Genomic DNA, 20,006 nt, shown 5'->3' with positions numbered 1-20,006 from the left:
CAAGCGCATCTGGCGACCTTGCCAGAATATTTCAGGGCGGTGTTTACCTGAGGTTCACCCAAGTCCACACCGCCCCGCATGCAGACCCTCCGGCGCACCTCTTTGTGAAGCGTCTAGTGCGAAGCTTCCAAACGATCCAGGAGTTGCTCCAGATAATCCAGAACTGCTTGCTCCTCGTTCGAGCCGATCACCTCGTCAGCAGCATTCCGCACAACCTCCGGGGCGTTAGACATGGCGACACCCCAGCCCGCATAGCGGAGCATCTCCATGTCATTCTCGCCGTCACCGAAGGCAAGAATGCCCGCAGGGTCAGCATCCAGACGCTCGCACAGGTCCTTCAGACCGGTCGCCTTGTTGACACCGGTGCGCACCAGGTCAATGGCACCGAAGCCGCTGACCATCGGGGTAACGGTCTGCGGAAGAACCTCACGCAAGTAGACGCTCAGTTGCTGCGTCTGCTTAGGCGGAGTCAGCAGCGGGAACTTAATGGGTGCACCCTCAAAATCTTCAATAGAGTCAACCATGACCGAGCCGGGGAAGAAGAACGCCGCAAAGTCCTCCAGGGTGAGGGTTTCGGGAAGCTCCTGACCGGTGTCTTCAAAATAGCCGCGAATCATGTGCACAATCTGATCGCAACGATCCTTGGGCAGGTAAATACCCTCGGTGGTGCACACCAGCAGACCGATCTGGTCCAGCCCCTGCACTACCTCAATAATGCGCGGGATATCCTCTTCCTCAAAGGGATGCACGGCAAGCTGACCGCTGTCATCGGCGAGGTACGCGCCGTTCTCAGCAATGTAGGTGAGGCCCTGGTCCTCGAAACCGCGCATATAGTCCTGTAGCTTGGCATGGGTATTTCCGCTCGCCACGACGAAGTGGATTCCATGCGCCTGCAGGCGGGGCAGGATGCGCGCGAACCGTTCGGTGTCGAAGGTTTTGGAGTCGGTGAGGAAGGTGCCGTCCATATCGACGGCAATGATGGAGGGTTTAGTCTGCATGCTGTGCCTTTCTGACTCTGCTCCCCCGTTCAGGCAGGGGTGCGTCTGTGGCTGTGTCTCTTTATAGGGTCTCACGTTTTTTGAGCTCCGGAAGACGGTTCGCGGGTGTTTTAGGGCGTGGAGCCCCGTCACAAAACGTCATCTAAACCCCCTGTTTTGCACTCTTTTTCTCCACAAACTAGACTTACTTGAAGTGTAAAACTTTACTTGTCAAGCTTGAAGGCATGAACAACACCACGAAATACAGCGGCGCAGGCAAGTTCTCCATCGACGCGCTCGTGACCGCGCGCCGCAAGTAAGCTTTGAACCGCCTCCTGCCTCCACACATGACCGAGGCAGGCAATCACCTGCAGGTTCACCAGACTTCACCGCCAGCCGTCCTGATTCCGGCAGAGGACGAGCTCTTCTATCCGCGGTGAAGAGAGTGCGCGGAATGCCATAGCCCGCACCGCCACTCCACGATGCCCCCGATAGTATGGGTCGGGGGCATCGCCTTTTAACTTCCAAACAGCAAACCCCAAACCTGTAAACCTTCAGACACGCAAGCGGCGGCCCCTCCCCCACGGGAAGAGCCGCCGCTCACTTATATATGCCTATCGGCTCTATATTGCCTCTCAACGCAGTGCCCCCACTGGGACTCGAACCCAGAACACAAGGATTTTAAGTCCTCTGTCTCTGCCAATTGGACTATGGGGGCGCACCCCGCATAGTTCGGGGCACAAACACCTATTATTCCACGAAAACGCACCCGAACCTAAGCAGAAACACATTTCAAACGGTTCCCCACGCTCAGCCACAGCAATCACCACGCAAAAGCACAGGTGGGCGACTAAGCCGGGCAGCTGGCGAGCATCCGGACACAAAAACGGGCGGTGCAGAAGACCGAAGTCTTCCACACCGCCCTTTGCTTTATCTCAAGTGCGCTATCTCAGGGAGCATACCCCTAAGTCAGGCTATTTTAGAGCTTTGCCTTCTGGCGTGCCGGTGCAGTACCGGTTGCTTCCTGGAATGCCAGGCGCGGGGAGCGCTGGTGGCGAATCGAGGAGGTGTCGCGGCCGAAGATCTGGTTCAGAGCCCAGGTGGTCATAACGCGAACGGTACGCTCGGTGGTGGGGATTGCAGAGCCGTGGTAGCCGCGGTGCATGATCCATGCCAGCGGGCCGCCAATGGTCTTGCCCTTGAAGTTTGCAACACCCTTCCACAGGCCCAGACCTGCCACAACACCGATGGTCTCGTGGTAGTAGTCGGTCAGGGGCTCGCCGCGGCGAGCAGCCAGCAGGTTCTTAGCCAGAACAACAGCCTGGCGGGAAGCGTGCTGAGCATTGGGAACGCAGAAGCCGCCCACGCCGCCGCCGGAGAGGTCCGGAACAGCTGCGTTGTCGCCTGCAGCCCATGCGCCCTCGACCACGCCGTCGTCGCCGGTGACGCGCAGGTCTGCGCTCACGCGAACGCGGCCACGCTCGTCGATCGGGAAGTCGGTGTTCTTCAGCATCGGGGATGCTGCCACACCTGCGGTCCAGATCAGGGTGTCGGTCTTAATCTCGCCTGCAGGGGACTTGTCAGCCATGTTGATCAGCTGCAGGTTGCCGTCGGTTGCGTCGGAGAGGGAGGTGTTCAGCAGGATCTCGATGCCGCGTGCACGCAGCTCTGCAACAACCTTCTCTGCACGGTCTGCGGGAACCTCGGGCATGATGCGCGGTGCAGCCTCGACCATGACGAAGTGCAGGTCGGAAACGGAGAGACGCTCGTTGCGCTCCACAGCAACGCGTGCCATGTCCTCGAGCTCGGAGATGGTCTCAACGCCAGCGAAGCCACCACCAACGATGACGAAGGTCAGGGCGCGGCGGCGTGCCTCAGCGTCGGACAGCATGGATGCAACCTCGATGCGGTCCAGAACCCAGTTACGAACGGAGACTGCCTCTTCAATGGTCTTCAGACCGATAGCAACCTCTGCCAGACCCGGAATCGGGAATGCACGGGTCACTGCGCCTGCACCGAGTACGATCTCGTCGTACTTCAGCTCGAAGGGCTCACCGTTGTCGGTGGGCTCAACAACAGCAGTGCGGTTTGCGTGGTCGATGGAGACAACGCGGCCGGGAATCAGCTCGGTGTCGCGCAGGTGCTGACGCAACGGCACGGTTGCGTTACGGCCTTCCATGGAACCTGCCGCAACCTCGGGGAGGAAGGGCTGGTAAGTCATGTAGGGGTTCGGCTCAACGATGGTGACGACGCCACCGGTCTCCTTGATAGCCTTCTGGATCTTCTTAGCAACGGTGAAGCCGACGTAGCCGCCACCGACGATCAGGACGCGAGGACGGTCCTGTGCCACCTTAGTGAATGCCATTTTGTTACTTCCTAGTCTTTAGGTACCGAGGTTCGGTAGCCCCGGTAGGTTGGTATGTGCAACTTTCGGGTCGTTCCGAAAGCTCCCCTGACGAACAAAGCGGCCCGCTCTGGAAGTCCTTGCGCAACGCGAAGTGGCTAGCAGCACGAGCCTGTCTATCACATACCTGTTGTCTTTTATTTTACGCCTTTGTTTAGGTAATTTCGCACCTATGGTCCCTTTGAGCTGAGCCTAAGTTAAAAGTTTTGAAGATATGAACAGAGTTCATCTCGTGATGCGGGTTACAGTCAAAAATACCCTTTCCGTTTTTTGCGCAACATATTCGATATTTTCGTTTATTGGGGTGTTCCGCCGTCTCAAGCCAGATCCCAAAGAACATAGCCCGGGACCAACTCAAAAGTCAGCCCCGGGCGAACAGAAGAAGCTCCCGCACAGGAGAAAAACACAGGCAAACACCGCTTAGCGAGAAGCTCTACGAGACCTCTTCTGCACACGACCAGAACCTCGATGGGAACCCGGATGATGCGCCATCTCACGAGCCATCCGCGCAGCCTGCCCCGCGCTCACATGCATCCTATGCAAACGATGCACCGAACCAGCCGTAATAATCGTCAGCCACAACGTCAGCGCCGTCAAAATCACCGGCGGCAACCAGCCACGATCCTCTGGAGGACGACGCGCATCCGGCGCAGCCGCCTTCACAATGCTCTCGCCCTCCTCATGGACCGGCGCAGCATCACTCGGAGTCGGATCGCTCACCTGCTGTTTACGGTGCACCGCAATCCACTCAGAAATAGAACCCAACGGATTCGCCGTCACCGTAGGCGCCGCCAAAGCCATCGCATCCTGCGGATTGAAAATACCGTAACCATACAAAGGGTCACGGCCCGTCACACCAGCATCATCAGCCGAAGCAATCAAACGCTGAACCAGCTGAGCCGCCGACTCCTTCGGATACTTCTGCTTCAACAACGCCGCAACCCCCGTCACCAACGGAGCAGCAGCCGAAGACCCCGACCAAATCATGTACCCATTACCCGGAGCAGCCGCAATCATATCCGTACTCGGAGCAACCACAGCAATCGAAATACCCTGAGTCGACGAGCCCTCAGAAACCTGCTTATTCCGGTCAATACCGCCCACCGTCAACACGCCAGGAATCGTCGCCGGAGCACCAACCTGCGTCAAGCCGCTACCGCGGTTACCCGCAGCCGCAACAATCAGCACGCCCTTCTGCTCCGCATATGCAAACGCCTCATCCCAGCTCTGCGGCCAGCTCGTCTTATTCGAGCCAATCGACATGTTAATAATCTGAGCCCCGTGGTCGACTGCATAACGCACCGCCGCCGGGATCTGCTCATCAATACTCTTACCACCGGTCGTACCCATATTCAGCGAAATCGGCAGAATCTTCGCCTCGGGAGCCACACCAATCACACCGGTCGGCTTACCCGGCTGACCCGCAATCACAGAATAGCCCTGCGTATCGTGACCGTGACCGGCAATCAGAGAAGCGACCTCCGTGCCGTGCATCGGCTCAGCACCCAGGCCCTTCCAGCCGTCCTCGCTGCCCACACCCGAGGCGTCATAACCACGCAGAACATTACCCTCAAGATCCGGGTGAGTACCATCCACGCCCGTATCAATCACAGCAACCGTCACGCCCTTACCCGTAGCCTGCGGCCACAAGGATGTAATACCGTACTCGTTCAGCCAATACTCACGCTGGCGAACATCATCACCATTCGTGGTCGACGTGCCCTTATTTGGAGTTGCAGAAGTCTTCGGCACCGCAGTAGCCGACGGCGAAGGAGTCGCCGTCACTTCCCGCTTCGGGCTCGGGGAAGCAGAAGGGGTCGGGTCCGTCGCCCAAGCAGCAGGCGCCATCGGAGTCCACAACGGCAGAAGAGTCAACGCGGCACTGGCACCCAAAGCTGCAACCTTGCGGGCGCGGCGAGTAGCGCCTCGGCCAGAACCAACCGAGGCGCACACACCAAATACACGAGACGCACAGGCGCAAGACGACGCAAAAGACCAGCCGGTCAGGGGCATACCTCGCCGATGCTCAGAACGAAGATGCTCAGAACGAACCATTAAAACTCCTCAAGCTGAGCCGCGCCGTGAACCACCATCGGTTCACGGCGCGAGCGCTCAAGCCTACAGCTGGGACAGAGCGATACCGTCCAGAATGTCGTGCTCGCTGACGGTCACCGAATCCACGGCACCATCAGTCATCTCATTCAGACGGGTCAGGATGCGGGCGTAAATCGTCGCGCCGGCACCAATCACATCCACCCGGCCGGGGTGCATGTAGCCGAGCTCCTCACGCTCGGCACGGCTCAGCGAAGCCAACCAGCGGGCGGTCTTCTGAACGGTCTCCACCGAGAAGCTCTGAGCGTTAATAGCCTCAGAATCGTAGCGGTCCAGACCCAGGGCGGCGGCAGCCACAGTGGTCGCGGTGCCAGCCACAGCCACCACGCGACGCGCATCCTGCAGGGGCACCGTCTTACGCGCCGCCTCGAGAGCCTCGTCAGTATCAGCCTCAACGCGAGCAATCTGCGAGTCAGTCGACGGGGCGCTCATCATGTGACGCTCAGTCAGACGCACACAACCAATATTGACGCTGCGGGAAGCCTTCACACCCGACTCGTCACCGAGCACGAACTCAGTCGAACCGCCGCCCAGGTCAAACACCAGGGTGTCACCGTCGCCGTAACCGACAGCGCGCACCGCACCAGCGAAGGACAGAGCAGCTTCCTCATCACCGCTGATCACCTCGGGCTCAATACCCAGAATCTCGCGGATACCATCCACGAACACCTGACGGTTACCCGCATCGCGGGTCGCACTGGTCGCCACAAAACGCACCGAATCAGCGCCGTGCTCCTTCAGCAGCTGCGCATACTCACGAGCCGCAGCGAAAGTACGGTCCAGTGCCTCCTGCGCCAGCCAGCCGGTCGCATCCACACCCTGGCCCAGACGCACAATGCGCATCTGGCGCACAACGTCCTTCAGGACGGTCTTCTCGACCCCGTCCACCACCTCAGTAGTGGAATCAGCAATCAGCAGGCGAATAGAGTTCGTACCGCAGTCAATCGCACCAACGCGCACGGTGGGTTCCTTTCAGGTCTTCAATACCAATCAGTGCCAAAGGCAACGCGAGCGCCGCAGGCGAAAAATTTTCGCTTTTCGGCGCTCTTTCTTCTATCTATTATGCGCCCGCACCGTCGCTGACGACGATGCGGGCGCACCAGAATCAATATTTAGGCTTCTTCACGCCACGCAGGGTCGCAGGAGCAGACCTCGGGGGTCCACCACTCGGCGATAGCGTCCAGGCCGCGGTCACCCATCGGGTTCACGCCGCGACCCACCGACAGGGTGTGGCCGATAACGGCGTGCAGGCACTTCACGCGGGTCGGCATGCCGCCGGCAGAGATGCCGTCAATCTCCGGGACCTCTTCGGTGCCGCTGATCAGGCGGATGCGCTCACGCTCAGCCAGGTAGTTCTCGTGCGCGGCAGCGTACTGTGCCGCAAGGTCCGCGTCCTCAGCCAGAGAGTCGGTCATCTCGTACATCAGACCGCCCGCCTCCAGACGGGAAGCCGCAGCGGTAATCACCGGATGCGCCAGGTAGAACACGGTCGGGAAGGGGGTGCCGTTGCTCAGGCGCGGCGCGGTAGCAGCCACGAGCGGGTTGCCGCACACGCAGCGTGCCGGAATCTCAATCACGTCGCGGACCTTACGGCCCAGCTGCGCGGAGAGAACACGGATGTCCTGCTCGGTGGGGGTCAGGGTTTCAACAGTTACGCCGAAGCCGCCGGGGGTGCGTGCCTTCAGCTCTTCAATGGTGTTTTCGGTGCTCATAATCCTAAGTTTCTGGAACGAGGGGTCACCTCGTCCACTTGTGCCGGGTGTCTGCACGGGCAGGGTTACTGCCGGCAGCTGGGGCTAGTTCTTCTCGAGAGAATTCCAAACCTTGGTAGTCCAGGCTTCCTCGGGTGCGTTCTTCGCATTCGCAGAAGTACCGTCCGCCTTCGTGGAATCCTCGGTAATGCCGGTGACCACGTAGGGGGTGTCGCCGGGGTTCACATAGTAGAGGCGGCTACGTGCCTGCTGGCGAACGTAGTTGTCGTCGTTCCACCAGGTCTGCTCCGCCTTCAGCTGGGCGTTCTCCTGTTGCAACTGGGAAATGTGCGCGTTGATCTGCTTGATTTCCCGATCCTGGTCAATGTAGGTGACCACCGGGTATGCGGTACCGAGCGCAATCACGCCCACCACAACAGCGGTCAGGAAGCTACGACCGGAGAACATATGAGCCGCCACGGGGGCGTCGTATCCGCCCTCTTCACTGCCCTGCTGGGCTGCGGCGCGGCGGCGAGCACGCTCCTCACGGCGAGCCTGCGCCTGACGTTCACGCTCAGGGTGGCGCTGATTCAAGCCCACACCGAAGAAAAGGGCACTAGCCTTCTTCATCAGGGAGGTGCGGGCTTCCTTAGCGGCGCCACGCGGCGCATTGGAGGCGGTAGCACCCTGAGCGGGTGCAGTGGAACTCGTAGAGTGCGACCGGGTCTGCTGGTTTGCTCGCTGGCTCATTGCTCTATCCTTCGTTCCGTTCTGTACCGCTAAGCGCTTCCTTCATATTCTACCGGGTTTGTAGCACCACTTTTCTTCACGGGTGAGGCAGAATCTGAGGATTATAGAATCTGTCGTTGACGCAGAATATCGAGCAAATCCTGCGATTTTTCAGCATCAACTTTTCGGATGAACCACTTGCCTGACGCATCAATCTTCTCAAGGTCACCGCTATGTAGAAGAGCAGGGTTCTCGCGTTCAGGATCCCAATCAATGTAATGGTGGTAAACCTTGTTCTCTTCCTTCATAGTTCCAGGAACAAGCTGACCATCGGTATCCCAGTTGGTAGCATGTTCCTTCGCAGAAGAATTCAGGAGAGCAGTAGCACCCCAAATCTCATCAGATACGTGGGTTTTCCGCAAGAACTTCTGCATAGCTTTACCCTGATTGGAATCAAGGAATTTCACCATTGCCAGCGCTCCTTCACGAGAAACAACCCAAGAAGAAGAGCCACGGTAAAACTGCACCGGATACTTCATGCGAGGCCGACGAGAGTAGTATACGTCCCAAAGTTTCTGAACCAGGGCGTACACCTTATTGCCCAAACGCGCCTTCAAGTCGTAGGAACGCGGGTACTTCAAAACAGTATAGAACTGAGTACCAGGTGCCATTGCGTAGAAGTTCATCCAGCATCGGTCACGGTTCTCTTCTCGGCCTAGGTACTCAATGTATTCAGTGAGCGGACGAGCCGGATAATCTTGGCCTGACAAGAAAATATAGTGATGAGCGTCGGGGTAGGTTTGCAGAGCCTCACGCAGCAGAACCTGCATAGCACGTGTCAGGGAATAACCTCCCCAGTTAACGTTAAACCGGCGGCTTACAAAATGAGCATCAGCAGTTTCAAATTCCTGCAAATTAGCTTTTTTATCAATAAAAGCGACTGTTTCTCCACCCGAATTTTTAATGATTCTGGTTAGTTCAAGAAATTGCTGAGGTCGCGAATGGGCAAGAATCATAAAACATACAGTCATGACAGTCCTTTAAGAAATTGAGTGGAAAGATTTGGGTGCCCTATCATGGCATAAAAATAAGGCCGCACCGTAACTATCTGTCATGAATCACATCACGATATAGTCAGGTACGACCCGAGTAGCCGAGCAGAGAGCACCAGTTAGCTCATAGGTTTAAGTCGTCAATTGACGCATTAAACCAATTGAAAGTATGAAGTGTGAGTGAGTATATACCAAGATTATATGCCTCTGACAAGGAAAAACCGGGCCAATCCACAATACATGACGTGATGAATTAGCTCACGATGTATCAGGATTGACCCGGCCTGTTCAGGGAAGTTCAGCAGAGCATCCCTTTATAAGCTTTCAAGCGTCATTATGCCTTGAAGCGGGGGAATGCGGACTTGCCAGCGTAAACAGCTGCCTCGCCCAGCTCTTCCTCAATGCGCAGCAGCTGGTTGTACTTAGCAACGCGCTCGGAACGTGCGGGAGCACCGGTCTTAATCTGGCCAGCGTTGGTTGCAACAGCCAGGTCAGCGATGGTGACGTCCTCGGTCTCACCGGAACGGTGAGAAACCATGCAACGGTACTCGTGGCGCTGTGCCAGCTCCATTGCGTCGAGGGTCTCGGTCAGCGAACCGATCTGGTTCACCTTCACGAGCAGAGCGTTAGCTGCACCCTCTTCGATACCGCGAGCCAGACGCTCGGGGTTGGTCACGAACAGGTCGTCACCGACGATCTGGACCTTGTCACCGATCTGCTCGGTCAGGGTCTTGTAGCCCTCCCAGTCGTTCTCATCCAGGGGATCCTCGATGGAAACCAGGGGGTACTTTGCAACGAGGTCAGCGTAGTATGCGCTCATCTCAGCTGCGGACTTCTTCTGACCCTCGAACTCGTACGCACCGTCGTTGTAGAACTCGGAGGATGCAACGTCCAGTGCCAGTGCAACCTGCTCGCCCGGCTTGTAGCCAGCCTTCTCGATTGCCTCAACGATCAGGTCCAGTGCAGCTGCGTTGGACTCCAGGTTGGGTGCGAAACCACCCTCGTCGCCCAGGCCGGTTGCCAGGCCGCGGTCGTGCAGCACGGACTTCAGGGAGTGGTAAACCTCAACACCTGCGCGCAGAGCGTCAGAGTAGTTGTCGAAGCCGATGGGAGCAATCATGAACTCCTGGATGTCAACGTTGGAGTCTGCGTGAGAACCACCGTTGAGGATGTTCATCATGGGGACGGGCAGAACGTGAGCGTTCGGGCCGCCGAGGTACTTGTACAGGGGCAGATCAGCGGACTCAGCAGCTGCCTTAGCAACAGCCAGGGAGACACCCAGGATTGCGTTTGCGCCCAGCTTGCCCTTGTTGTTGGTTGCATCCAGAGCAATCATGGCTGCGTCAACAGCGCGCTGGTCGGAAGCCTCAATGCCGATGACCTCTTCAGCGATTTCTTCGATAACAGACTTCACTGCGCCCAGAACACCCTTGCCCAGGTATACGGACTTGTCGCCGTCGCGGCGCTCAACAGCTTCCCACTCACCGGTGGATGCGCCCGAGGGCACAGCTGCGCGTGCGAAAGCACCGTCTTCGAGCAGAACCTCAACCTCAACGGTCGGGTTGCCACGGGAATCCAGGATCTGGCGTGCGTGAACTGCGGTAATAACAGCCATGAATTGTTCTCCTTATGAGATGTCAAGGATGTGAACGGCTCACCCGGTAGTGGACAAGTCGCGTCCCCTAAATTCTAGCAAAACTCCCACACAAACACACTAGTTGCCACCGCTTTTTTATTGCCTTATTGAAGGTCTAAATAACCCTTAGTCAGGCGCTACAAAGCGGAACAAGACCCACACTCCCCCACATTGGGAGGGTGTGGGTACTCGACCAAAGCACAACATGAGCCCAAATGCCGGGGTATGTGCCAAGAGCATCCTCACGGCTGCCCAACACAACCCCAAACAAACAGAAGGCGCTTTGAAACCTCTTATTCCCTCAGAGAACAGATTTCAAAGCGCCTCACAGAAGAACTCAACCACCGTTTCTAATAGCTCGGCTCATCATGCGTATGCTGAGCAATATAGCGACGAGTGTACGAACGCAGGGCACGCTCCGGATCCAAACCATTACGCTGTGCGCGGCTCACCAACGCAAAGAGCAGCTCGCCGAATTCCTCTTCAGTGTGCATATAGCGCAGGTCGTCCTCCATGCTCGTAGGCTCCGGCGGCAGAATAATACCCGCCTTACGTGCCTTCACAGCAGTCTTCTCAGCCATAGCGAGCGCCGGCAGATGCGGCGGAATACCGTCCAGCGCGCCACGGTCACTCTTCTCCTTCTTCTTCAACGCATCCCACGCCGCCTGCTGCTCAGCTGCGGTGCGGGGCGCCTCCGAAGAGCCCTCAGACTCAGCCGCGAACACATCGGGGTGGCGCGAACGAAGCTTCTGCACCAGGCCCTCAACCACCTGCACAATGTCGAAGCCCTGCGGATTTGCCGCAGCAATATCGGAATGGAACACCACCTGCAGCAACACGTCGCCCAACTCCTCACGCAACAGCGGCATATTCGGCTCGCCGCCGGTTTCTACCGCCTCGACAACCTCGTAGGCTTCCTCCACCAGGTAGCGGATGAGGGAGGCGTGAGTCTGCTCAGCATCCCACGGGCAACCGCCCGGTGCGCGCAACAGCGCCATGGTTTCCACCAGGGTGCCAAAGGCTTCAGCCGCGCGGGCGGCAGTGTCCTGAACGTTCTGCACCGCAGAAGCCTCAGGAGTATTAGGGGTATCAGTCATAACAATCTTCCTCATCGAAAAAATGACAAACATAGCACGCCGCGCCGACCCCCACACGGGGAGCCGGCGCGGCGCACCTTACAAGGTTTTAGAGGTTCCAGTGCGAAAGCGCGCTCGTCATATGAGCCGGGATCTTCGAACCCAGACGCGGGAACATGCGCAGCTCCTCAACGTAACGCTCAGCATCCAGCGGACGCGGGTAGGTGACAAACGCCTGCTCGTTCGCATAATCGAATGCCGCCTGAACCGGCACGCCCGGGGTGAAGGTCAGGCTCATAGCCAGCGGCGAGCCCTCGCCCTCGCTGTACGAGTCGGTCTTCAGCGCCGGAATGTCCAGCAGGGTTTCGGGAATCAGCTCGAAGGTACGGACCTGCTCCCAGAAGCCGTTGCGGCGCACGTGGGTCAGGGCGTCGTAGTAGGAACCGAGGGCACGTACACGAATCAGCACGGTAGTGGCGTCCTTTGCGGTGCCGTTCTCGCCGAAGAGGTGCTCGACGACCGGCGCCAGACGCTGAGCGACCTGAGCCTCCGTCAGAACCAGGTTGCCAGCTGCCAGCTGAGTCTCCGAGGGAACCAGCGGGCTCTGCACCGCGGCGGAGGGGGTGTCCGGCTCAGCCACGATGGTGGGCAGCTGGTTGAGCTCGCTCAGCGCGGATGCCGAGATGCTGGAAGAGATACCTGCCGGGGTGCTCTCCGGCAGGGCAACCGGGGTGGTCGCCGCAGCGGGTGCCGCCTCTGCTGCCGGCGCTACCGGTGCAGTCTGAGCGGCGGCCTCGGAGGCGGGCGCAAGCGCTGCGGGAGCCTCAGCAATCTTAGCCGCGGGGGTCACCTCAACGGTCTTGAGCTCAGCGACCTTCTCAGCGGGCTCTTCCTGAGCGCCGGTAGCCTTTGCCTCAGATACCTCAGATGCCTTTGCCTCGGTAGCCTTCACAGCGACACCTGCGGTGCCCACTGCGGCAGCTGCGGCAAGAGCACCAGCCAGGCCGGGAGCCACAGATGCGCTCTCAGCGGCAGGCTCAACGTCTACGAGGGCAGGTTCCTCGGAGGGCTCTTCAGCGGAAGCAGCGGAGGTTTCCTTCTCGGGCAGCAGTTCAGAGTCATCCAGGAACGCGGGCAGTGCGGGCTCTTCAGCCTTCTCTACGACCGGCTCATCTGCAGCTTCTTCAACGGGCTGGGTGCGGTCCAGGGTGAAGGACTCTGCAACCACGGGGGCGGCAGCCTTCTGCTCCTCGACAGCTGAAACTTCCTCAGCATCCAGCTTCTTCTGAGCGTTGGCAACGATGGCAGCCAGGGCGGCTTCCATATCTTCGCTGGGCTCGTCAGAGTCCTCTGCGGATACCTCGGTTGCCTCAGCGGCGGACTCTTCAACCTGCTCAGTTTCGGGCTCTACGGTAGCCGCGCCGAAGACAGGGTCATTCTCGTAGTCGTGCTCAAACTCAGCTTCAACCGGCACAAACTCAGTCTGGGTAGGCTCGTCGGAAGCTTCAACAGTCTCCTCTACGTCGTCTTTCTCCTGTGCAGAAGCAACAGAACCAGCCACTGCAGTACCGGCAACGGCAAGACCTGCAGCGGTCAGCAGACCCGCGGAGGCGCCCTCTTCAGCAGTCTCAACTACAGGCTCTTCAGCAGCATCGGCAGCTACCTCAGCCTCGTTCGCAGCCTGCTTCTCAGCGAGTTCAGCCTCCAGCTCACGCTCGATAGCCTCACGTTCAGCCTCAATCGGGTCAACGCTCTGAACAGCAGCTTCCTGAGGCTCATCCTGCGAGGTAGCCTCAGCGGCCTCAGCGGTAGCAACGGGCTTAGCCTCAGCGGCAGCACCTTCCAGCAGGAAGCTCTCGCTAATAGTCTGACCGTCCACAGCACCCAGGTACGATGCGTGAACCTCCAGGCCGTCGCCCAGACGCGGCTTCAAAGAGACAGCCGCACGGTTCCAGGTTGCGCCGGCCTGCTGAGCCTCGGTGTACAGTGCCGCAACGGGTGCAAACCAGTCAACGCCAGGCACGACAATGCCGGTTTCAACCTCACGACCGCGGTGTAGCAGACGGTAGTGCATATCCTCATCAACCTGGCGCAGTTCCAGGCTCATGGTGCCCGAACCGCGGGTGCGCATGAGCTCCGCGAGGCCGTGGAGAGCGCGCTGCGCGGGGAGAGCGGGCAGGGTTGCCGCGCCCTCAACGGGCTCGCTCAGGATGATGGATTCGGCAACCAGTTCAGCTTCGTCTTCGCTGAGCTTCTGCTCGGCTTCCTTCAGCTCAGCAACGGGCTCCTCAGCGGAGTCTTCACGAGTAGCAGACTCGTGCTTCTCTGCTTCCTTCTTATCGATGCCTTCTGCGGTCAGCGCGACGCCCTGAGAGGTGCCCTCTTCAGCCTTCTCCTCAGCCTTTTCGGTCTTTGCGGCAGAGGCAACGGTAGCTGCAACAACTACGGGGGCGGCAACAGCGGCAAGCGCAGGAGCTACAGAGGAGCTCTTGGCGGGTTCGTCTTCCGCAGAATCGGTACCTTCAGCCGCGGAGTCCTCAAGCTCAGAGTCCTCAACCTCGGTAGCGGTTACTACCGGTGCGGGGGTCTCCTTTTCGGTTTCTACCGCAGCAGTTTCTTCGACAGCGTTTTCTTCCGCAGCAGGCTCTTCCACAGCGGAGGCGTCGAAGATCAGCTCTGCGGTGTTCTCTTCTTCAGCGTCGAAGTCCTTAGCCTCGGGCGCTTCAGAGACGGACACATCACGCTTCTCCTCAACGGATACAGCGGAGAGCAGCTCGGTCTCGTCAGAGACCGCGTTTTCTTCCTCAGTAAGTTCAGATGCCAGCAGCTCAGGCGCCTCAACGACAGCCTCAATCGGCTCTTCCTCAGCAGCGGCTGCAGGCTCTACAACTTCTTCTGCACCTGCGGTGAGGTCAACGGTCTCCTCGGATTCGAAGTCTTCAGCAGTCTCAGCATCAGTTGCGGATACCTCAGACACATCAGTGTCCTCAACAGGTTCAGTAGCTTCAGCGGGCTCCGGTGCCTCAACAGTTGCCTCGTCAGTAGCACTTTCCTCAGCGATCACCTCATCGGAAGATACCTCGACAAAGGTCTCCTCTTCGCTGTCCAAGGTGATGCCCAGGCGTGCCGCGTAGGCTGCCGCCAGGTCGTCCAGACCGGCGTTCTGCGCCTCGGTCACGGCGGCATGGGTACGGGCTGCATTCATATCTTCAACGGTAAGAATTTCCTCAGCTTCAGATGCAGAATGAGCGTTCTCAGACTTGTTCTCGGAAGCATCTACAACAGCCTCGACAGCCTCAAGCTCTTCGTGACTCTCTGCCTCGTCTGCAGTATCTGCATCGGCCTCCGCATCCTCAACGGCAGTATCCTCAGAGGCAGCATCTTCGGTGTTCTGGGCACGCACAGCACGCAGGTGCTCCTCAAACTGGGAGCGCGCATCCTCTGCGGCATCCTTCGGCTCCTCAGCCTCGGCAGATGCACCCTCACCAGCGCCTTCCTCGTCATCGCGCAGGAACGCGGGAGTAGCGGGCTTAGCAACCTCAGCAACCGGGGCGGCTTCTTCTTCAACGTCCTGGACCTCAGCGACCTGCTCGGCCTCAACAGGCTCCTCAGATTCCTGGGGGAAAGCGCCAAGCGCCGCCAGCAGGCTACGACGCTCCTGCTCCTCCGCCTGTTCCTCGGTCAGCTCATCAGCAGCGGAAGATTCTTCAGCCTTCTCATCGCCGTGCAGGAGGGCACGCTTGAGATCCTCAACAGCGCGGTGCTCTTCGTTCTGCTCTTCATCTTGGTTCTGGTGGCGTGCGCTTTCAGACTTCACGAAGCGGCGCAGGGAGTCCTCCCACTGCTGCTGTTCCATAATCTTCTGGCTCAGTCGTGCGCTCTTGGGAGCGTCTTCGCTTGCCTGTTCCTTCTGAACCTCAGTAGTTTCGGCGCTCTGTTCTTCGCGCGACTGTTCATCCAACTTCTTCTTGCCGATTCCAAAGAAGCTCATTGGGTGTCCTCCTCCGGCGTGCGCCGTGTGATGATGCGCCATCTCCTTCATCCCCCGAGGGTGTGTGGGCACGGGGTTGAGATCAGAACGCAAATGTCCTCATAATCCTTTTAATTCTATCGCGTGCATAGAGTTTCACCCCGTCACTCGGTGAGAGGTGACGGGGTGAAACTTGTACAGCTTTCAAGGCTTGATACGGCTATATAGTCGTACTTTCAAGCCTGGCTCATCAGCTTTTCGAGAAGCTCTTTAGCGTGCCTCATCGCGGATGGGGTTCGCCGCCTTCGCAGCCTTCGCCAACTCAAAACGGACGGCGCGCAGGGCGGTTGCCGCCATGACGCGCACACCAATGCCGATCGCCTGCTCGCTCGGGGCGTAATCGCCCTGATGCAAATCGTAGGTGGGGTCGCCGGGGGCACGGGTACCCAGACGGAACATGGAACCGGGAACTTCCTGCAGCATCCACGCGAAGTCTTCGCCGCCCATAGACTGTTCCACCAAAACGATGGAATCCTCACCCAGCTCGGCGCGGGCCGCATTCTCGAGCATGGTGGTTTCCAGGTCGGTGTTCACAACCGGCGGCACACCGCGGATGTGTTCCACACGCGCGGTCACGCCGAAGGGCACAGCGACCTGCTCAATCACTTCGTCCAGCAGGTTGCCTGCCTGGCGCCATACCTCAACGTCCAGGCAACGCATGGTGCCCGCCAAGTAACCCTCGGCGGGGATAGCGTTGGGAGCAACGCCGGCACTGACCTGTCCCCAGGCGACCAGCACGCCCGAACGCACGTCGGTGCGGCGGGTCAGCACGGCGGGAACCTGCACAGCGATCTGGCTCATCGCGTAGATGAGGTCCTCGGTCAGGTGCGGGCGAGAAGTGTGGCCACCGTGACCGCTCAGGTGAATCTTGATGGTGTCGGATGCGCTAGTAATCGCACCGATACGGGTACCAATCTGGCCCAGGTCCACCTTCGGGTCGCAGTGCAGAGCAAAGGCGCGCGGAATGTCCTTCAGCAGACCCTGCGAAATCATCTGCACCGCACCGCCGGGCAGCTGCTCCTCAGCGGGCTGGAAGAGAATACGGACGCTACGGCCCAGCGGGGTCTTCTCGTTCAGCTCGTGCAGTGCCAGCGCCACACCGAGCATGACGGTCTGGTGAATATCGTGACCGCAGGCGTGCATCACGCCGGGCACGGTAGAAGCATAGGGCAGGTCGGTCTGCTCAACAATGGGCAGAGCGTCAATATCGGCGCGCAGAGCCACAGCGAAGGGGCCGCTCCCGATATCTACGTAGCAGCCGGTACCTTCGCAAGCAACGGGGTTCATGCCGGCTTCTCGCAGTCGATTCATGAGGCGCTCAGTGGTCGCCACTTCACGGAAGGAAAGCTCCGGGTTGGCGTGCACTTCGCGGCGGAACTGCACGAGGGTACCCATCATGCGCTCCACCCAGTCGTCGAAGACAGGGGTGGACAAATCGTAGCGAGAATTAGCGAAAACCATACACAGTAGAATAACGCCGCCCGCCGGGGTTTACCTACCCGCTCCCCCTTTCTGACAGCCCTCGAGAATATCTATGACTTTATGACAGATTGTGAAGAGTTTTTGTGCACGCCGAAGCCCCTGAAAATGCTCTGTGCCATCATTTCCATCAGACTTTTTCTGTCAAACAATTCAAGCCGCCACCCGGTGTGGGTGACGGCTTGAATCGTCAATGCTGTATCAGCTGATACCGCGTACTCAGATTAGAGCGAGCGGCTCAGGATTGCCTGCTTCACCTCGGCAATAGCCTTGGTGATCTGGATGCCACGGGGGCAAGCCTCGGTGCAGTTGAAGGTGGTACGGCAACGCCATACGCCTTCCTTGTCGTTGAGGATCTCCAGACGCAGGTCGCCTGCATCATCGCGCGAGTCGAAGATGAAGCGGTGTGCGTTCACGATAGCGGAGGGGCCGAAGTACTGACCGTCGGTCCAGAAGACCGGGCAGGACGAGGTACATGCTGCACAGAGGATGCACTTGGTGGTGTCATCGAAACGTGCACGGTCCTCAATGGTCTGCAGGCGCTCACGCTCAGGCTCGTTCGAGTCGTTGATGAAGAACGGCATGATTTCGCGGTATGCCTGGAAGAAGGGCTCCATGTCAACGATGAGGTCCTTCTCGCAGGGCAGACCCTTGATGGGCTCAACGGTAATCGGCTTGGACAGGTCAAGGTCCTTCAGTAGGGTCTTGCAAGCCAGACGGTTACGGCCGTTGATGCGCATTGCGTCCGAGCCGCAGATGCCGTGTGCACAGGAGCGGCGGAAGGAGACGGAGCCGTCTACTTCCCACTTAATCTTGTGCAGAGCATCCAGCACGCGGTCGGTGCGGTACATGGTCAGCGGGAATTCATCCCAGTATGCCTCGGAGGAAACTTCCGGGTTGTAGCGACGAATCTTGATGACCACATCGTAGGTGGGGATGGAGTCGGAGTCGCCGCCGGTCATACCCTCAAACAGCTTGACGGATTCCGGTTCGGGGAGTTCGTTTTCAGCCATTTTAGTACTTACGCTCCTTCGGCTCGTAGCGGGTGTAGACAACGGGCTTGGTTTCGAATCGCAGACCCTTGACACCCTCAAACTCGGATTCGGGGTCGAGGTAGACCATCGAGTGCTTCATGAAGTTAACGTCGTCACGCTTGGGGAAGTCCTCACGGTAGTGACCACCACGGGATTCCTTACGGTGCAGCGCACCAACGGACATGACCTTTGCCAGCTCAATCAGGAAGCCGAGCTCAACAGCCTCGAGCAGGTCGAGGTTGAAGCGCTTGCCCTTGTCCTGGATGGCGATGTTCTTGTAGCGCTCTTCCAGTTCAGCGATAGTTGCCAGTGCTGCGCGGATGGTCTCGTCGGTACGGAACACCTGCATGTCAGCTTCCATAGCCTTCTGCAGGTCTGCGCGGATAGCGCCGACCTTCTCGGTACCCTTGCCTTCGAGGATGCCGTTGAGCATGTTGAGAACGCGATCTGCAGCGTCGTCCGGAACCGGCACGAACTCAGCGGATGCTGCGTACTCTGCTGCCTTGCGGCCTGCACGCTTACCGAACACGTTGATGTCCAGCAGGGAGTTGGTGCCCAGACGGTTTGCACCGTGGACGGACACACAAGCAACCTCACCAGCTGCGTAGAGGCCGGGGATGGTCTCTTCGCTGTTGTGGTAGACCTCGGTCTCGTTGTTGGTGGGGATACCGCCCATTGCGTAGTGCGCGGTGGGGAACACCGGGATGGGCTGGTGGTGCGGTTCCACTGCCAGGTAGGTACGAGCGAACTCGGTAATATCGGGCAGCTTCTCGTCGATGTGGGAGGGCTCCAGGTGGGTCAGGTCCAGCAGCACGTAGTCCTTGTGGGGACCGCAGCCGCGGCCTTCGCGCACCTCGTTTGCCATTGCACGTGCCACGATATCGCGGGGTGCGAGGTCCTTAATGGTGGGTGCGTAGCGCTCCATGAAGCGCTCACCGTCAGCGTTACGGAGAATACCGCCTTCACCACGAGCACCCTCGGTGACGAGAATGCCCAGGCCAGCCAGACCGGTCGGGTGGAACTGAACGAATTCCATGTCCTCCAGGGGCAGACCTGCACGCAGAGCGATAGCCATGCCGTCACCGGTGAGGGTGTGTGCGTTGGAGGTGGTCTTGAAGATCTTGCCACAGCCGCCGGATGCGAAGATCACGGACTTAGCCTGGAAGACGTGGACCTCGCCGGTTGCCAGGTCGTAGGAGACGACGCCGGCGGGGCGGGGCTTGCCCTCTTCGTCCTTGACCAGGATCAGGTCGAGAACGTAGAACTCGTTGTAGAACTCCACATTGTGACGAACGCAGTTCTGGTAGAGGGTCTGCAGAATCATGTGGCCGGTACGGTCAGCTGCGTAGCATGCGCGGCGCACAGCAGCCTTACCGTGGTCACGGGTGTGACCGCCGAAGCGGCGCTGGTCAATGCGGCCTTCGGGGGTTCGGTTGAAGGGAAGACCCATCTTTTCCAGGTCGAGCACAGCGTCAATAGCTTCCTTAGCCATGATTTCTGCTGCGTCCTGGTCGACCAGGTAGTCGCCACCCTTGACGGTGTCAAAGGTGTGCCACTCCCAGTTGTCCTCTTCAACGTTAGCCAGAGCGGCGCACATGCCACCCTGTGCCGCGCCGGTGTGGGAGCGGGTGGGGTATAGCTTGGTCAGTACCGCGGTGCGAACTCGCTGGCCGGCCTCAATGGCGGCACGCATACCTGCGCCGCCGGCACCGACAATCACTACATCGTACTTATGTACCTGCATGATGTTCTTTCTGTGTTTTAGATGTTTTCGTTTGTCTCGGAT

At 58.9% G+C, this 20,006-nt stretch carries 13 protein-coding genes and 1 tRNA gene; all 14 read right to left on the bottom strand.

What is annotated here, in order from left to right; genetic code table 11:
• Nucleotides 1–113 precede the first annotated feature (113 nt).
• A complete protein-coding gene (locus O3675_RS03790) occupies nt 114–998 on the bottom strand; it encodes a Cof-type HAD-IIB family hydrolase (RefSeq protein WP_070688359.1) in 885 nt (294 codons plus the stop codon).
• A gap of 623 nt (nt 999–1,621) precedes the next feature.
• Nucleotides 1,622–1,695, bottom strand: a tRNA-Leu gene (locus O3675_RS03785).
• 261 nt (nt 1,696–1,956) lie between these two features.
• Nucleotides 1,957–3,342, bottom strand: a complete 1,386-nt coding sequence (locus O3675_RS03780; RefSeq protein WP_005508952.1) for an NAD(P)/FAD-dependent oxidoreductase — start codon at nt 3,340–3,342, stop codon at nt 1,957–1,959.
• Nucleotides 3,343–3,801: 459 nt separating this feature from the next.
• Entirely contained in the window at nt 3,802–5,436 is a 1,635-nt protein-coding gene (locus O3675_RS03775) for a S8 family serine peptidase (RefSeq protein WP_371571062.1), read from the bottom strand.
• Between the two features lie 63 nt (nt 5,437–5,499).
• Nucleotides 5,500–6,453 carry an exopolyphosphatase gene (locus O3675_RS03770; RefSeq protein ID WP_371571059.1) on the bottom strand — a complete coding sequence of 318 codons (954 nt, stop codon included), beginning with the start codon at nt 6,451–6,453 and terminating at the stop codon, nt 5,500–5,502.
• Between the two features lie 152 nt (nt 6,454–6,605).
• On the bottom strand, nt 6,606–7,205 hold the full coding sequence (locus O3675_RS03765) for a DUF501 domain-containing protein (protein ID WP_049341514.1): 600 nt from the start codon (nt 7,203–7,205) through the stop codon (nt 6,606–6,608).
• Nucleotides 7,206–7,289: 84 nt separating this feature from the next.
• Entirely contained in the window at nt 7,290–7,934 is a 645-nt protein-coding gene (locus tag O3675_RS03760) for a septum formation initiator family protein (RefSeq protein ID WP_371571055.1), read from the bottom strand.
• A gap of 101 nt (nt 7,935–8,035) precedes the next feature.
• On the bottom strand, nt 8,036–8,944 hold the full coding sequence (locus O3675_RS03755; RefSeq protein ID WP_005506839.1) for a beta-1,6-N-acetylglucosaminyltransferase: 909 nt from the start codon (nt 8,942–8,944) through the stop codon (nt 8,036–8,038).
• 355 nt (nt 8,945–9,299) lie between these two features.
• Complete coding sequence (gene eno, locus O3675_RS03750; protein ID WP_005506838.1) at nt 9,300–10,580, bottom strand: phosphopyruvate hydratase; 1,281 nt, start codon at nt 10,578–10,580, stop codon at nt 9,300–9,302.
• Nucleotides 10,581–10,951: 371 nt separating this feature from the next.
• Nucleotides 10,952–11,698, bottom strand: a complete 747-nt coding sequence (locus O3675_RS03745; RefSeq protein ID WP_070676099.1) for a MazG family protein — start codon at nt 11,696–11,698, stop codon at nt 10,952–10,954.
• Between the two features lie 88 nt (nt 11,699–11,786).
• A complete protein-coding gene (locus tag O3675_RS03740) occupies nt 11,787–15,668 on the bottom strand; it encodes an ornithinee aminotransferase (protein WP_371571050.1) in 3,882 nt (1,293 codons plus the stop codon).
• Between the two features lie 249 nt (nt 15,669–15,917).
• Nucleotides 15,918–17,168, bottom strand: coding sequence for an amidohydrolase (locus O3675_RS03735; RefSeq protein ID WP_303944198.1), 1,251 nt, complete (start codon nt 17,166–17,168; stop codon nt 15,918–15,920).
• A 242-nt stretch (nt 17,169–17,410) separates the two neighbouring features.
• On the bottom strand, nt 17,411–18,199 hold the full coding sequence (locus tag O3675_RS03730; RefSeq protein ID WP_005506828.1) for a succinate dehydrogenase iron-sulfur subunit: 789 nt from the start codon (nt 18,197–18,199) through the stop codon (nt 17,411–17,413).
• Nucleotide 18,200: 1 nt separating this feature from the next.
• On the bottom strand, nt 18,201–19,964 hold the full coding sequence (gene sdhA, locus O3675_RS03725; RefSeq protein WP_005506821.1) for a succinate dehydrogenase flavoprotein subunit: 1,764 nt from the start codon (nt 19,962–19,964) through the stop codon (nt 18,201–18,203).
• Nucleotides 19,965–20,006: the final 42 nt, after the last annotated feature.

Origin of the sequence: Rothia sp. 27098_8_27 (genome assembly GCF_041432805.1) — a bacterium.
Classification (GTDB): domain Bacteria; phylum Actinomycetota; class Actinomycetes; order Actinomycetales; family Micrococcaceae; genus Rothia; species Rothia mucilaginosa.
The sequence above is the reverse complement of the archived record's forward strand: the minus strand, read 5'-3'. Positions and strand labels throughout refer to the sequence as shown.

Coding starts and splice junctions, on each gene's coding strand:
- O3675_RS03790 (WP_070688359.1), bottom strand. CDS start 998: ATGCAGACTAAACCCTCCATCATTGCCGTCGATATGGACGGCACCTTC.
- O3675_RS03780 (WP_005508952.1), bottom strand. CDS start 3,342: ATGGCATTCACTAAGGTGGCACAGGACCGTCCTCGCGTCCTGATCGTC.
- O3675_RS03775 (WP_371571062.1), bottom strand. CDS start 5,436: ATGGTTCGTTCTGAGCATCTTCGTTCTGAGCATCGGCGAGGTATGCCC.
- O3675_RS03765 (WP_049341514.1), bottom strand. CDS start 7,205: ATGAGCACCGAAAACACCATTGAAGAGCTGAAGGCACGCACCCCCGGC.
- O3675_RS03760 (WP_371571055.1), bottom strand. CDS start 7,934: ATGAGCCAGCGAGCAAACCAGCAGACCCGGTCGCACTCTACGAGTTCC.
- O3675_RS03755 (WP_005506839.1), bottom strand. CDS start 8,944: ATGACTGTATGTTTTATGATTCTTGCCCATTCGCGACCTCAGCAATTT.
- eno (WP_005506838.1), bottom strand. CDS start 10,580: ATGGCTGTTATTACCGCAGTTCACGCACGCCAGATCCTGGATTCCCGT.
- O3675_RS03745 (WP_070676099.1), bottom strand. CDS start 11,698: ATGACTGATACCCCTAATACTCCTGAGGCTTCTGCGGTGCAGAACGTT.
- O3675_RS03740 (WP_371571050.1), bottom strand. CDS start 15,668: ATGAGCTTCTTTGGAATCGGCAAGAAGAAGTTGGATGAACAGTCGCGC.
- O3675_RS03735 (WP_303944198.1), bottom strand. CDS start 17,168: ATGGTTTTCGCTAATTCTCGCTACGATTTGTCCACCCCTGTCTTCGAC.
- O3675_RS03730 (WP_005506828.1), bottom strand. CDS start 18,199: ATGGCTGAAAACGAACTCCCCGAACCGGAATCCGTCAAGCTGTTTGAG.
- sdhA (WP_005506821.1), bottom strand. CDS start 19,964: ATGCAGGTACATAAGTACGATGTAGTGATTGTCGGTGCCGGCGGCGCA.